The 14,749-nt window shown below is 64.6% G+C and carries 14 protein-coding genes; 1 reads left to right on the forward strand and 13 read right to left on the reverse strand.

Annotation, left to right across the window (positions count from 1 at the left end; translation table 11 throughout):
* Positions 1–3: 3 nt before the first annotated feature.
* Genes lpxA through lpxD form a run of 3 tightly spaced genes read right to left on the reverse strand, consistent with a single transcriptional unit; the run spans position 4 to position 2,289 of the window.
* Entirely contained in the window at positions 4–795 is a 792-nt protein-coding gene (gene lpxA, locus HLH45_RS11885; RefSeq protein WP_011346889.1) for an acyl-ACP--UDP-N-acetylglucosamine O-acyltransferase, read from the reverse strand.
* Between the two features lie 25 nt (positions 796–820).
* Positions 821–1,279, reverse strand: coding sequence for a 3-hydroxyacyl-ACP dehydratase FabZ (gene fabZ / locus HLH45_RS11890; RefSeq protein WP_003485378.1), 459 nt, complete (start codon positions 1,277–1,279; stop codon positions 821–823).
* Positions 1,276–2,289, reverse strand: a complete 1,014-nt coding sequence (gene lpxD, locus HLH45_RS11895; RefSeq protein WP_008578280.1) for a UDP-3-O-(3-hydroxymyristoyl)glucosamine N-acyltransferase — start codon at positions 2,287–2,289, stop codon at positions 1,276–1,278. Before lpxD ends, fabZ begins: the two co-directional genes overlap by 4 nt.
* Before the next feature lie 128 nt (positions 2,290–2,417).
* On the opposite strand from lpxD, the gene HLH45_RS11900 reads away from it, so the two are divergent.
* A complete protein-coding gene (locus tag HLH45_RS11900; protein ID WP_005911715.1) occupies positions 2,418–2,609 on the forward strand; it encodes a hypothetical protein in 192 nt (63 codons plus the stop codon).
* Positions 2,610–2,685: 76 nt separating this feature from the next.
* On the opposite strand, the gene bamA is transcribed toward HLH45_RS11900, so the two are convergent.
* The 10 genes from bamA to rpsB form a co-directional block, all read right to left on the reverse strand.
* Positions 2,686–5,052 (reverse strand): outer membrane protein assembly factor BamA, encoded by a 2,367-nt coding sequence (bamA, locus tag HLH45_RS11905; protein WP_008578281.1) that lies wholly within the window; start codon positions 5,050–5,052, stop codon positions 2,686–2,688.
* An 83-nt stretch (positions 5,053–5,135) separates the two neighbouring features.
* Positions 5,136–6,482, reverse strand: a complete 1,347-nt coding sequence (gene rseP / locus HLH45_RS11910) for an RIP metalloprotease RseP (RefSeq protein WP_008578282.1) — start codon at positions 6,480–6,482, stop codon at positions 5,136–5,138.
* A gap of 26 nt (positions 6,483–6,508) precedes the next feature.
* Positions 6,509–7,699: a 1-deoxy-D-xylulose-5-phosphate reductoisomerase gene (locus HLH45_RS11915; RefSeq protein WP_029819025.1), complete on the reverse strand. Its 1,191-nt coding sequence runs from the start codon at positions 7,697–7,699 to the stop codon at positions 6,509–6,511.
* Between the two features lie 2 nt (positions 7,700–7,701).
* A complete protein-coding gene (locus tag HLH45_RS11920; RefSeq protein ID WP_008578284.1) occupies positions 7,702–8,529 on the reverse strand; it encodes a phosphatidate cytidylyltransferase in 828 nt (275 codons plus the stop codon).
* Positions 8,526–9,284 (reverse strand): polyprenyl diphosphate synthase, encoded by a 759-nt coding sequence (gene uppS, locus HLH45_RS11925; RefSeq protein ID WP_011346894.1) that lies wholly within the window; start codon positions 9,282–9,284, stop codon positions 8,526–8,528. Before uppS ends, HLH45_RS11920 begins: the two co-directional genes overlap by 4 nt.
* Before the next feature lie 17 nt (positions 9,285–9,301).
* Entirely contained in the window at positions 9,302–9,859 is a 558-nt protein-coding gene (gene frr / locus HLH45_RS11930) for a ribosome recycling factor (RefSeq protein ID WP_005921623.1), read from the reverse strand.
* A gap of 187 nt (positions 9,860–10,046) precedes the next feature.
* Positions 10,047–10,769, reverse strand: a complete 723-nt coding sequence (gene pyrH, locus HLH45_RS11935) for a UMP kinase (protein WP_005911727.1) — start codon at positions 10,767–10,769, stop codon at positions 10,047–10,049.
* Positions 10,770–10,875: 106 nt separating this feature from the next.
* Positions 10,876–12,399, reverse strand: a complete 1,524-nt coding sequence (locus HLH45_RS11940; protein ID WP_008578286.1) for a sensor domain-containing diguanylate cyclase — start codon at positions 12,397–12,399, stop codon at positions 10,876–10,878.
* Between the two features lie 277 nt (positions 12,400–12,676).
* Positions 12,677–13,555 (reverse strand): translation elongation factor Ts, encoded by an 879-nt coding sequence (gene tsf / locus HLH45_RS11945; protein WP_008578287.1) that lies wholly within the window; start codon positions 13,553–13,555, stop codon positions 12,677–12,679.
* A gap of 169 nt (positions 13,556–13,724) precedes the next feature.
* The gene (gene rpsB / locus HLH45_RS11950; RefSeq protein ID WP_011346896.1) at positions 13,725–14,522 is read right to left on the reverse strand and encodes a 30S ribosomal protein S2; all 798 of its coding nucleotides are present in this window, start codon (positions 14,520–14,522) and stop codon (positions 13,725–13,727) included.
* Positions 14,523–14,749 lie beyond the last annotated feature (227 nt).

Here is a 14,749-nt window from a genome sequence, read left to right on the forward strand (position 1 = left end):
CCTTCATCGTAACAACGGCCGTTCTGCCGCTTCGATGAACTCGAGCATGCCGCGCACATCCTCGCTGCTCTTGGCCTGTTCGGCCAGCTGCAGCTTGGCATCGGCCAGCGGCAGGCCGGCCACGTACAGCGTACGGTAGGCGCGCTTGATCGCGGTGATGCGTTCGGCGTCGAAACCGCGACGCTTGAGCCCTTCGCTATTGATGCCGCGCGGACGCCCCAGCGAGTCGCTGCCCACCATGGTGAACGGCGGGACGTCGCCATTGGTCAGCGCGCCCATGCCCAGGAAGGCATGCGCGCCGATGCGGCAAAACTGATGCGCGCCGGCAAAGCCGCTGATGATTACGTAGTCGCCCACGGTGACGTGGCCGGCCAGAGTGGTGTTGTTGGAAAACACGCAGTGGTTGCCCACGTGGCAGTCGTGCGCCACGTGCGTATAGGCCAGCATCCAGTTGTCGTTGCCGACCACGGTGACGCCGCCGCCGCCGCCGGTGCCGCGATTGATGGTGACGAATTCGCGGATCACGTTGCCGTCGCCGATCACCAGTTCGGTGCGCTCGCCAGCGTACTTCTTGTCCTGCGGTTCGCCGCCGATCGCGGCGTGGCCGATGAAGCGGTTGTTGCGACCGATCCGGGTCGGGCCGTGGATCGAGCAGTGTGGCCCCACCTCGGTGCCCGCCCCGATCTGCACATCGGCGCCGATCAACGAGAAGGCGCCGACGCGGACGTCGTCTGCCAGCGTTGCCGATGGATCGATGACCGCCGTCGGATGAATCAAAGGTGTTGAATCGCGCATCGTGTCTTACTCCGAAAGCGGGTGATTACCTGGCGCCGGCGCACATCACCTCGGCACTGGCCACCACTTCGCCATCGACCTTGGCTTCGCCGTAGAAGCATCCCACGTTGCGGATCAGGCGCTTCATCTGCACTTCCATGATCAATACGTCACCCGGGACCACCTGCTTGTTGAAGCGGGCCTTGTCCACCTTGACCATATAGAACAGCTGCGACAAGGCATCGCGGCCCAGACCGAGCTGGGTCATCACGCCGCCGACCTGCGCCAGCGCCTCGATGATCAGCACGCCAGGCATCACCGGGCGGTTCGGAAAATGGCCCTGGAAGAACGGCTCGTTGATGCTGACGTTCTTCTGCGCCACGATCCACTTGGTTTCAAGATCGAGTTCGAGGATGCGGTCGACCAGCAGAAACGGGTAACGGTGCGGGAGCAGCGTCTGGATTTGACTGACGTCGATCGGCAGTTCGTAAACGTGGTGGCTCATTCTTTCTCCTTGCCCACAGCCAGGATGCGCCTAGCGAGCACATCAAGCTGCTTGAAGCGCGCGGCGTTTTTGCGCCACGTGCGATTGTCGGTGAGAGGGGTGCCGGACGAATACTCGCCCGGCTCATGGATGGAATTACGCACGACAGACTTGCCGGTGATCACCACCTTGTCGCAGATCTCCAGGTGGCCGACCACGCCGACATGCCCGCCAAGCAGGCAATAACGGCCGATCTTGGCGCTACCGGCAATGCCGGTGCAGCCGGCGATCGCACTGTGCGCGCCGATGCGGCAGTTGTGCGCGATCTGCACCAGGTTGTCCACGCGCACGTCTTCTTCCAGCACGGTGTCTTCCAGCGCACCGCGGTCGATGCAGGTATTGGCACCGATTTCGCAGTCGTCGCCGATCACCACACCGCCGAGCTGGGGCACCTTGATCCAGTGCCCGGCATCCATGGCCAGGCCGAAGCCGTCGGCGCCGATCACCGCGCCAGGGTGGATGCGCACGCGCTTGCCCAACCGCACGCGCGTGACCAGGGTGACGCGGGCGAGCAGTTCGCTGCCCTCGTCCACCACGCAGTCCTCGCCGATGATGCTGCCGGTGCCGATCACGCAGCCATCGCCCACGCGGCTACGCGCACCGATGCTGACGAACGGACCGACATGCGCGCCAGGCGACACCTGGGCGGTCGGGTCGATCACCGCAGAGGCATGGATGCCCGGTTCGCGCACCGGTGCCACGTCGAACAGCGCGGCGATCTTGGCGAATGCGGTATACGGATCCTTGGCGACCAGCGCGGTGCCCTTGGCGGCGTCAGCATCGTCGGCGCGCAGCACCACGACGGCGGCCTGGGTGTCGGCCAGTTGCGGACGATAGCGCGGGTTGGACAGGAAGCTCAGCTGGCCTGCGCCGGCATGAGCCAGGGTGGCGACGCCGCTGACTTCGGTGGTGCCGTCACCGACGACGGTCAACCCGAATTGTTCGGCAATCGCACTGGCGGTCAATCGCATCAGGGTAAACCTCGCGTAAACGGTAGGTGGCTGGTTTAACAGGGGGAAAACGTCGCCAAAAGTTGGCTAAACAGTCGAGGGTATTGCTTGCCGGGCCGCAACGAAGCGGCGAACCCAGGAAGAAACATATGAAAACTGTTCTCTCCATTTTCGGTAGCGTGATCCTGCTGGGCGCAGTCACCAGTGCATCGGCCGACGATTTCGCGCAGCAGCGCACCAACGCGCTGAGCTTCTGGGACCAGCAGGTGCAATGCGTGGACGCATCCGATTGGGGCGCCACCGCCACCTGCCTGGGCAATGTCTGGAACAACTACTTCTAAAGCTGTTTCATACCAGGGTGTTCAAACAACAATGGCGGCCCGGGCGTCCGGGCCGCCATTGTTTCGCGTGCCAATCTTAGAACTGGCCGCCGAAGGTGAACTGCAGACGCTCGATCTCGTCGTTGTCTTCCTTCTTCAGCGGGAATGCATAGCTGATCGAAATGGGGCCGACAGGCGCGCGCCACAACAGCGCCACACCGGTGGAGGCGCGCAACTCGTTGGCCTTGAAGTTGTCCACCCCGTTGTACACGTTGCCGAAGTCGACGAATGCCGAAACGCGCGCCGACGGGCTGTCGAACAGCTTGGGGAAATACATTTCCACCGAGCCCACCGTCTTGAACGAGCCACCCAGCGGCTGGCCGCGGGTAAAGCCATTGATCGCTTCCGAGCGCGGGCCCAGGGTGTTGTCTTCGAAGCCACGGACCGAGTTGGTGCCGCCGGCGTAAAAGTTCTCGTAGAACGGCAGGCCGGTGGCGGTGACCGTGCGGGTGCTGCCATCCGGGTTGGTCAGCACGCGGGTGCTGTCCTTCCCGTAACTGTCGCCGTAGCCCAGTTCGAAGCGCGTGTTCAACACCAGCGCCGGAATGATCGGCCAGTAGTTGGAGATCTGGTAGTTGAGCTTGTAGTACTCGACCGTGGAGCCGGGCAGGGTGGTCTCCAGGCCCACGCGTTGGTACATGCCGCGGGTCGGCATGAAGAAGTCGTTGCGGGTGTCGCGTGCCCAGCCCAGCTCCGTGCGCCAGGCATGGAAGGTGCGCGTGCCGATCGCATTGATGTAGTCGATGATCGCCTGCGGTGTGGTGCCCGCGAAGGTCGTGATCTGGTTGCTGTCGATACCCACCATCGCCGAGACGGTGTCGTTTTCGGTGATCGGCACGCCGAACACCACCTGCGCCGAGCCATTCTTGCTGTTGAACTGCGCGGTATTGAAGTCCGAGTAATCCAGCGCGCGCCAGGACAGGTTGTAGCCCAGCGATACGCCGTCGTCGGTAAAGAACGGATTGGTGTAGGAGAACGCGTAGCGTTGCTGATAGCTGCTGCGCGAAGCCTCCACTGCCACGCGGTTACCGCCGCCCAGGAAGTTGTTCTGCGACAACTGCACCGAGGTGGTCACACCGAAGCTCTGCGAGTAGCCCAGGCCGAACACGAAGCTGCCGGAGGTGGTCTCCTTGACGTTGTAGACCACGTCGACCTGGTCGTTGCTGCCGGGCACCGCGGGCGTTTCCACGTCCACGCTTTCGAAGTAGCCCAACCGCTGCAGACGGATCTTGGAACGGTCGATCGCCGCCTGCGAATACCAGGTGTTTTCGAACTGGCGCATTTCGCGGCGCAAGACCTCGTCGGAGGTGCGGCTGTTGCCCTTGTAGAGGATACGGCGCACGGTCACGCGCGGGCCGGGCACCACCTGCAGGTTCACTGCCACGGTGCGGTCTTCGCGGTTCGGCGTCGGGATCGGGTTGACCTTGGCGAACGCGTAGCCGACGTTGCTCAGCGTGTTGGTGATCGCATCGGAGGTGTACTCCAGCAATGCACGCGAGAAGATGTCGCCGGCCTTGGGGATCACCAGGCGCTCGATGTCGGCCTGCGGCAGCACGGTGTCGCCGGTCACCTTGATTTCGGAAATCTTGTACTGCTCGCCCTCGGTGACGCCGGCGCTGATGAACATATCGCGCTTGTCGGGGCTGATCGAGACCTGGGTGGAGTCGATGCTGAAGTCGACATAGCCGCGGTCCAGGTACCAGGAGTTGAGCTTTTCCAGGTCGCCGGACATCTTTTCCTTGGAGTACTGGTCGTCGCGGCGGTACCACGAGGCCCAGTTGTGCTCCTTGGATTCCCAGTTGTCCAGGATGTCCTCGTTGGCGAACTTTTCCGTACCGATCAGGTTGACGTGGCGGATCTTGGCCGCCTTGCCTTCCTTGATCGCGATGGCCACGTCGACGCGGTTACGGTCCAGCGGGCTCACCGTCGGGGTGATTTCCACGTTGTACTTGCCGCGGTTGTTGTACTGGCGGGTCAGTTCCTGGGTCACGCGGTCCAGGCTCAGGCGATCGAAGGTGCCGCCCTCGGACAGGCCGATGTCACCCAGGCCCTTGAGCAGTTCCTCGGACTTGATGTCCTTGTTGCCGGTCACGGTGAGCTTGTTGATCGCCGGGCGCTCCTTGACCGTGATCACCAGGATGTTGCCCTGGCGATCCAGCTGCACGTCCTCGAAGAAGCCGGTGCGGTAGAGCGCACGGATCGCGTCGGCCACCTTGGCATCGTCCACGGTGTCGCCGCGGTTCACCGGCAGATAGGTGAATACGGTGCCGGAGGCGATGCGCTGCAGGCCGTCGACGCGGATGTCGCTGGCAACGAACGGCTCGACGGCCAGAGCAACGGCCGGCAGGCTGAGGCCGGCGGCAAGAGCGAGGGCAAGCAGGCGGCGAGTGGGAAGACGCGTCATGTCACATCCGGTTGGAGTCGTATTCGGGTGTTGCTGGATGCCGGCGTATGACGACGACAACAGGCGGAAAGAGTGGAGCAGCTTCATCGTGGAACCAGGCCGAGGATGTCGTTGTAGAACGCCAGTCCCATCAACCCGGCCAGGACCGCCAGGCCGACGTATTGTCCGGCAATCATGGCCCGTTCGCTGATCGGGCTGCCCTTGATCAACTCGATAAGGTAATACAGCAGATGCCCACCGTCCAAGATCGGGATGGGCATCAGGTTGATGATCGCAAGGCTGAGCGACAGCAATCCGAGGAAATACAGGAACCAGTCGAGCCCGCGTTCGGCCGAGGCGTTGGCGGCACGCGCAATGGTGACCGGGCCGGAGATGTTCTTGACCGAGGCCTGGCCGGTCAGCATGCGCTTCATCATGCCCAGCGAGTCGGCGGTCATCCGACCGGTTTCGCGGATCGCAGCCGGCACGGCGGCGAACAGCCCGTACTGCTGGCGGCTGTCGTATTCCGGAGCCGGCGCGGCGGCCGGACGCACGCCGATCATCCATTGGCCCTGCGGCGACTTGCGCGGGGCAATTTCCAGCGCCAGCCGGTCTTCGCCGCGCGCCACCTCGATCATGCCCGGCCCGCCGTGGGCGCCCAACGCCTGAACTTGCGGAATGATGTCTTCGGCCGAGCGGATCGGCTGGCCGTCGATGGCCACGATGCGGTCGCCCGGCTTGAGCAGGCCATCGGCCACCGAGCCCTTCACCACTTCGGCAATCACCGGTGGCTGCAGCATGAACTGCCAGCCGATGCCGGCCAGTGCGGCCACGCGGCGTTCGTCGAAACCGACCGGCAGCTGCGACAAGCGCAAGGTGTGCTCACTGCTGCCCGCAGTGTCAGAGGTGGTCAGGACGCGGACATCGCGCCTGTCCATTGCCGCAGTGGTGAGCTGCATGCTGGCATCGCTCCAGCTGCTCACGCTGCGACCGTCGATGCGCACGATGCGCTCGCCCGGGCCCAGCCCGGCCTCGGCGGCCAGGCCATCGGCCCGACCAATGGTTGCCGAATAATCCTGCTTGCCTACCACGAACATCGCCCACAGCATCGCCATGCACAGCAACAGGTTGGCAATTGGACCGGCTGCGACGATCGCGATGCGCTGCCACACGGTCTTGCGATTGAAGGCTTGGTCCTGCTCGGCCGGATGCACGTCGCCTTCGCGCTCGTCGAGCATTTTGACGTAGCCGCCCAGCGGAATCGCGGCAACCACGAACTCGGTGCCGTGGCGGTCGCGGCGCATCCACAGCGGTTTGCCGAAGCCCACCGAAAAGCGCAGCACCTTGACGCCGCAGCGCCGCGCCACCCAGAAATGCCCGAATTCGTGAAAGGTCACCAACACGCCCAGGCTGACGATCATCCACCAGACCGAACCGATGAAATCACCCATGTGTGCAGCTCGCGTGCGTGGAACGATCAGGCATGAAGGGCGTGGTGGGCGAGGGCGCGTTCAGTGATTTGCCGGGCTTGCGCATCGGCAAAAAGCAGGGTGTCGAGGGAGTCGGCATTGTGCCGCGGGAGCGTTGTCAGTGTGTGTTCGACCAACGCAGGGATCGCTAGGAAACCCACCTGGCCCTGAAGAAAGGCTGAAACAGCCACTTCATTGGCCGCGTTCAGGATTGCCGGGGCGGTGCCGCCGGCCCGTAACGCGTCCCAGGCCAGGCGCAGACATGGGAACGCGGCGGTGTCGGGGGCCTCGAAATCCAGCCGGCCCTGGCGAAGCAGGTCCAGCCCGCCGACGCCGGAGTCGACCCGCTCCGGCCAGGCCAAGCCCACCGCCAAGGTGGTGCGCATGTCTGGCAGGCCAAGCTGGGCAAGCGTGGAGCCGTCGACGAATTCCACCAGCGAATGCACCAGGCTCTGCGGATGCACCAGCACATCGATCTGCTCGCCCGGCAGTCCGAACAGGTGATGCGCCTCGATGACTTCCAGGCCCTTGTTCATCAGGGTTGCCGAATCCACCGAGATCTTCGGGCCCATCGACCACTTGGGATGCGCCACTGCCTGCGCGGGCGTGACTGCGGCAAGTGCCGCGCGGTCGCGGCCGCGGAACGGGCCACCGGAGGCAGTCAGGATGACCCGGCGCACGCCGCGGCTGGCGTCGCAGGAGCGCAGGCACTGGAAGATGGCGCTGTGTTCGCTGTCGATCGGAATGATTTCAGCGCCGGCAGCGGCTGCGGTGCGGGTCAGCAGCTCGCCGGCCAGCACCAGCGATTCCTTGTTGGCCAGCAACAGACGCTTGCCGGCGCGCGCTGCCGCCAGCGTAGACGGCAGCCCGGCCGCACCCACGATCGCCGCCACCACGGTGTCGCACGCATCGCCGCTCGCCAGTGCGTCCAACGCCTCGGCGCCGGCATGCGCCTGGGTCGCCAGGCCCAGCGCGCGCAGGCCATCGCGCAGCGCGGGATACAGCGCTGCATCGGCAATCACCGCATGCGCAGGCCGGTGGGTGGCGCACAGCGCCAGCAGCTCATCGACCTTGCTGCCGGCCGACAGCACGCTGGCGCGCAGCCGCTCGGGGTGACGCGCGATCACGTCCAGTGCCGATGCACCGATCGAGCCGGTGGCGCCGAACACGGCGACCTGACGGAGAGAGGAGCCAGCCATGCCTAGAATCCGAGAATTTCCTTGCCGAGTGCGAACACCGGCAGGGCAGCGAGCACGCCATCGATGCGGTCCAGCACGCCGCCATGGCCCGGAATCAGCGTGCCCGAGTCCTTGGCGCCGGCGTGGCGCTTGAGCAGGCTTTCGAACAGGTCGCCCAGCACCGATGCCAGCACCGCCAGTGCGGAGACCAGCACCAGCTGCGGCACATGTGCCAGCGTCAGCCCGGCCAGCCAGCCGAACGCGCAGGCAACCGCAATGCCGGCGATCAGGCCTCCGAGCAACCCTTCGATGGTCTTGTTGGGGCTGACCCGCGGCGCCAGCTTGTGCTTGCCGAACGCGCGGCCGGCGAAATAGGCACCGGAGTCAGCCGCCCACACCATGGTCAGCGCGGTCAGCAACCACAGGTTACCCTTGTCCGGGCTGGCATGCAGCAGCACCAGCGCCGCCCACGCCGGCAGCACTGCCAGGGTGCCGGCGGCCAGCTTGAGTGCGCGCGCCTGGCCGTTGCCATGATCGGCGCCGAAGGTGAAAAAACGCAGCCACAGCAGCGCCAACAGCCACCACGCCACGCCGACCAGCGACGCAATCCGAAACAGCACCATCGAGCCGGCGGACGCCCACACCATCAACACCATCAGCAGCAGATTGAGCATCAGCAGCACGGTGCGCGGCAGGCTGTCGTCGATGCCGGAGAGCTTGAGCCATTCCCAAAGGCCGATTAGGAACAGGACTGCCGATAGCGCCGCCAGCAAATTAGTGGGCAGCAGCACGATCGCGCAAATCGCGAGCGGCGCCATGATCAGCGCGGCAATCACGCGAGTCTTGGTCATGCGGAGGAGCTCTCCGTCGCCTTGTCGGCGATCTGTGCGCTGGTCAGGCCGAAGCGGCGTTCACGCCCGGCAAAGTCGTCCAGCGCTTGCTGCAGCACGCCGGCATCGAACTCCGGCCACAGGGTTTCGGTGAACCACAGCTCGGTGTAAGCCAGCTGCCACAACAGGAAATTGCTGATGCGGGTGTCGCCACCGGTGCGGATGAACAGGTCCGGTGCGGGCAGGTCGGCCAGGGCGACCCGGCTGGACAGCAGCGCTTCGTCGATCTGCTCTGGCTGCAGGCGGCCGGCAGCGACGTCTTCGGCCAATGCGCGGGCAGCCGCTGCGATGTCCTGGCGGCCGCCGTAGCTGGCTGCGATGCTCAGCACCAGCCGCGAGTTCGTTGCGGTGCTGCGCTCGGCGCCGGCCATGCGCTCGCGCAATGGTGCGGCAAAGCGGCTGCGGTCGCCGATGAAGCGCACCTGCACGCCACGTCGCTGCAGTTCTTCGACCTCGCGGTCGAGCGCATGCAGGAACAGCTTCATCAGCGCGTCGACCTCATCCTGCGGACGGCCCCAGTTTTCACTGGAAAACGCGAACAGGGTCAGCGCCGACACGCCTTTTTCCAGGCAGAAATCGATCGTGCGATTGACCGCGCGCGCGCCGGCGCGATGGCCGATCATGCGCGGACGCCGCCGACGCTGCGCCCAACGCCCATTGCCATCCATGATGATGGCGATGTGGCGCGGCACAGCAGCAGAAGGGACTGGATGCATGGCAGGCGATGCCACGATCAGACCGTCATCAATTCCTGTTCCTTGCCCTTGACGACCTCATCCACGTCCTTGATGGCCTTGTCGGTGAGCTTCTGGATATCGTCCTCGGCGCTGCGGGCTTCGTCTTCGGTGACGGCCTTGTCCTTGAGCAGATCCTTGACCTGCTGGTTGGCGTCGCGGCGGATGTTGCGAATGGCGACCTTGCTGTCTTCGCCCTCGCCATGCACGGACTTGCTGAGCTCCTTGCGGCGCTCCTCGGTCAGCGGCGGCAGGTTCAGGCGGATCACGGTGCCGACCACGGTCGGGGTCAGGCCCAGATCCGAAGCGTAAATGGCTTTTTCCACGTCCTTGATCATGCCCTTGTCGAACAGGCTGATGACCAGCGAGCGGCCTTCGGACACGCTGATGCTGGCAACCTGATTCAGGGGCGTATCGGCGCCGTAGGCCTTGACCTTGATACCGTCCAGCAGCGCCGGCGAGGCACGGCCGGTGCGGATGGTGGTGAGGGAATGGCGCAGAGCATCGATGCTCTTGGTCATGCGCGTCTGCGCGTCTTGTTTGATCTGGGTGAGCATCGCCGGAATCCGTGTGGAGCTGAATCCGGGGATTATAGCCGGGACTGGGGTTTCACGACTCGCGGGCCGTCAGCACCCGCGCAGCCGGTTCACTTGGCGCCCCTTTTCACGCCGGGCGCCGGGTTGGAGATCGCTGTGCAGCCTGCGGCCGTGCGCTCTTGCGATTCCCCAATCCCGATTCCCGACCTCAGCTGCGGCCCTGCACCAACGTGCCGATCTGCTCGCCGTGCAGGATGCGCAGCAGCACGCCCGGTTCGCTCATGCCGAAGATGCGCAGCGGCAGGTCGCTGTCGCGCGCCAGTGCGAAGGCGGCGGTATCCATCACTTCCAGGCCCTGCAGGATCACCTGGTCGTAGGTCAGGCTGTCGTAGCGCACCGCATCGGTGTGCTTCTTCGGGTCCTTGTCGTACACGCCGTCGACCTTGGTTGCCTTGAGCAGCAGGTCGGCACCGATCTCGATCGCGCGCAGCGCTGCGCCCGAGTCGGTGGTGAAGAACGGGTTGCCGGTGCCGGCGGCGAAGATCGCGATGCGGCCCTTCTCCAGGTGACGGATCGCACGGCGACGGATGAAGTCTTCGCAGACATCGTTGATCTTGATGGCGCTCATCACGCGCACCTTGGCGCCGAGCTTTTCCAGCGCATCCTGCATCGCCAGCGCGTTGATCACCGTGGCCAGCATGCCCATGTGGTCGCCGGTGACGCGGTCCATGCCGCTGGCAGCCAGGCCGGCGCCGCGGAAGATGTTGCCACCGCCGATCACCAGCGCCACCTGCGCGCCGGCCTGCTGGGCTTCGATCACTTCATGCGCCAGGCGATTGATGACCTTGGGGTCGATGCCGTAATCCCCGTCCCCCATCAGCGCCTCCCCGGAAAGTTTGAGAAGAATGCGGCGATAGGAAAGTTCGGACATGGGGAAACCTCGGGGGTGGGGGATCGGCAAACGCCGGCAATTCTAGCGGAAGCCTGTCACCTGGCGTGGTAAAAATTCCTTTGTTGGCAGTGGCGTGACCGGTTGCTCAATGCGCGCGCGGGTTCGGCGGCGTTGGTACATCGGTCGCATCGTACGCGGTGACGCGGTTGCGGCCGCGATGCTTGGAGCGATACAGCGTGCTGTCGGCGGCCTGCAACAAATGGTCGATGCTGTCGAACTGGCGCTCGGCACCGCCGTGCGTGGCAAGACCCGCAGAGAAGGTGATATGCAATGGGCCGCCCTGCAGTTGCGCCATCGGCGTACGCGCGATTTCGGCCAGGATGCGTTCGATCACCATCAGCGCCGCATCGGCAGGTGTATTGGGCAGGATCACCAGGAATTCTTCGCCGCCGTAGCGCGCCACCAGGTCGCTGGTGCGCACCATGCGTTGCAGCGTTTGCGCGAAATTGCGCAACACTTCATCGCCGACCAGATGTCCGTGCGCATCGTTGACGCGCTTGAACTCGTCCAGGTCGATGAAGGCGATCGACAGCGGCCAGCCCTGGCGCGAGGCCAGTTCGAACTCATGCGTCAGCGCGGTACCGAGCTGATGCCGATTGAATACCCCGGTCAACGCATCGCGGCTGGCCTGTTCGGCCAGATGACGCATGCGGTTTTCCGATTCGTCGGCATGCCGGCGCGCTTCGGCCACGTCCTGCAATTCGCGCAGACTGCGCAGCATCGCCAGTTCACGCGCCTGCTCGAAGATCATCTGGATGTGCTCGGGCTGCGGCACGCGGATGTCGAACAGCGCCTCCAGTTCCGGCAGCGATTCGGCGATGCGTTCGATCACTTTTTCGAAGCGTTCGGCATCGAGCTCCAGCACGTCCTGCGCCTGCTGCTGCGCATGTTCGGTTGCAGCGACCGCACTGGCCGAGAGCCAGATATCGGCCAGGCGCCCGGATAGCGCCACGCAGGCCATGAACGGTTCCAGGCCTGCCGGTTCTTCTTCGCTCTGCGCAATCGCATTCTGCAGATACGGCGGCAGCTGCCACTGATGCGCCAGCCAGGCGCCGACTTCGGCATGCGTGGCGCCCAGCTGTTCGCGTTCGGCAGCCAGCAGCGCGGTGTTGTCGGCGGCCTGTTCCAGCAGCGGCCCGTATAGATCGGGCGCGCCCTGCAGCAGGGCCAGCTTGCCGATGTCCTGCAGCAGGCCCGCCAGCATCAATTCTTCGGGTTTGCGGATGCCGTAGGCCTGGCCGAGGATGCGACTGGCCAGCGCGCATAGGCCGGCGCGGCGCCAGATGCGCTCGTGCAAGGGGTGGGCGATGAAGGTGCTGCGCACGCCGTGCACCATCGAAAAGCCCAGTGCCAGGCTCAAGGTCGCGTTGAGACCGAGCATGGTCAGCGCCTGGCCGAGATTGTCGATGCGGCGGCGACTGGCGTAGAGCGGCGAATTGGCCACCCGCAGCATACGTGCGCTCAATGCCATGTCCATGCCGATGACCTTGGCCGTGGTGGTCATGTCCACGTCCGGATCCTGCGCAAGTTCGATGATGCGCAGCGCAACGCCGGGCGGCGAGGGCAGGTTACGGCAGTAGTGCAGGGCGGCCTGGAGATCTGGTTGCATGAGTCATCGCCAACAGTGGCCACAAGCATACAGCTGCGGTCGTTGAGTAGGGCGCGCCATGCTCCGCCATCGCCGTGCCACAAAACATGCGTGATGGAACGCCAGAGCCTGGTCGGCATCTTCAGGTAACGGCAATGCCGATGACATCTGTAGAGTTGAGGCCGCTTGCCGCCGTGCCGGATGCGTTCGCTTCAGGTTCGCGCCAGTGTGCGGATGCGCGACCGACAGGCAAAAAAAAAGCCGCGGCATGCCGCGGCTTTTTTCCGAGCGGGGAAGATCAGGCCAGGCCGGCCTGCTTCATCACTTCGGCGGCGTAGTCTTCCACCACCTTCTCGATGCCTTCGCCAACGGCCAGGCGCTGGAAGCCGATCACGTCGGCGCCGGCGGCCTTGACTGCCTGCTCGACGGTCTGGTCGGTGTTGAGCACGTACGGCTGGCCGTACAGCGTCACTTCGTTGACGATCTTGCTGATCTTGCCGCTGATGATCTTTTCCAGGATCTCGGCCGGCTTGGCCTTGTCCTTTTCGGACATCTTGGCCAGTTCGATTTCCTTTTCCTTGGCAACGAATTCGGCTGGAACGTCGGAGGCCTTGACGTGCGGCGGGTTCATCGCCGCAATGTGCATGGCGATGCCGCGCGCCAGCTCGATGTCGCCACCCTTCAGTTCGACCAGCACGCCGATACGGCCGCCGTGCACATAGGCGGCGACGTTGTTGGCGCTGTCGATACGGACCAGGCGACGCACCTGCAGGTTTTCGCCGACCTTGGCGATCACCGCAGCGCGACGCTCTTCGATGGTCTCGCCGCTGTCGAGCTTGACGCTCTTGAGCGCTTCGGCATCGGCAGCGTCCGAGTTCAGTGCGGCATTGGCCACGACCTCGGTGAAGGCCAGGAAGTTCTCGTCCTTGGCGACGAAGTCGGTCTCGGAGTTGACTTCGACCAGCACGGCCTTGCCGCCGGCCTGGGCGGTGGCGATGCGGCCTTCGGCGGCAACGCGGTCAGCCTTCTTGTCGGCCTTGGCCAGGCCCGACTTGCGCAGCCACTCGGCCGCGGCGTCGATGTCGCCTGCGTTTTCGACGAGTGCCTTCTTGCACTCCATCATGCCGGCGCCGGTGCGCTCGCGCAGTTCCTTGACCAGGGAAGCAGTGATTTCCATGGAATTACCTCATATGGACGAATGCGTGCGGCGGAAGCGATTCCGCCAGTAGGAGACGGTGCGGCATGCCGCCGCCCCCGTAGATGTATGCAGTAGCCTCAGCGACGGAGCGCGAGGGCGCCGTCGGGACTGCGGCCGCACAGCATGGTGCGGCCGCATTGCACGCCGATTACTCGGCGGCGTCAGCCTTCTTGTCGCCCTTCTTGGCCGGAGCGCGACGGCCCTTGCCTTCGTCGGCGGACTCGGCCGAGAACTCTTCTTCGCGCACCGAAGCGGAGTTCGGCGCAGCCGCCTTGCCTTCCAGCACGGCGTCGGCAGCGGCGCGTGCGTATAGCTGCACGGCGCGGATGGCGTCGTCGTTGCCCGGGATGGCGTAGTCGACCAGGGCCGGATCGTAGTTGGTGTCGACCACGGCGATCACCGGAATGCCGAGCTTCTTGGCTTCCTTGATGGCGATGTCTTCATGGCCGATATCGATCACGAAGATCGCATCGGGCAGGCGGTTCATTTCCTTGATGCCACCGAGCGAGGCGTCCAGCTTCTCGCGCTCGCGACGCAGGCCCAGCACTTCGTGCTTGACCAGCTTGTCGAAGGTGCCGTCGGTTTCAGCCGCTTCCAGTTCCTTCAGGCGGGCAACCGACTGCTTGACGGTGCGGAAGTTGGTCAGCGTGCCGCCCAGCCAGCGCTGGGTCATGAACGGCATGTTGCAACGCTCGGCTTCTTCCTTGATGGACTCGCGCGCGCTGCGCTTGGTGCCCAGGAACAGCACGGTGCCGCGCTTCTGCGCAACCGAGGAGAGGAAGTTCATCGCGTCGTTGAAGAGCGGAACGGTCTTCTCGAGGTTGATGATGTGTATCTTGCCGCGCGCGCCGAAGATGTACGGCGCCATCTTGGGGTTCCAGTAGCGGGTCTGGTGGCCGAAATGGACGCCGGCTTCCAGCATCTGACGCATGGTGACTTGGGGCATTGAAAAAACTCCTGATAGCGGAATCGCCGTGCGCGGCTTGTTGTTGAAAAGTCCGCACATGGATGTGCGGGCTGTTGCGAGGGGCTCGCATCAAAACGCACACGATTCCGGGGTTGGGCTTCCCTGTTGCCTCCGCGACGAACCCTGTGTGAGGGCACCCCGGCGCGGATGGCGGCAGCAGGTGTGAATTCGTCGGTGACGTCCGACGTGGACGACGCAATGCGCAA

This window comes from Xanthomonas euvesicatoria (assembly GCF_013112235.1).
Lineage (GTDB): Bacteria > Pseudomonadota > Gammaproteobacteria > Xanthomonadales > Xanthomonadaceae > Xanthomonas > Xanthomonas euvesicatoria.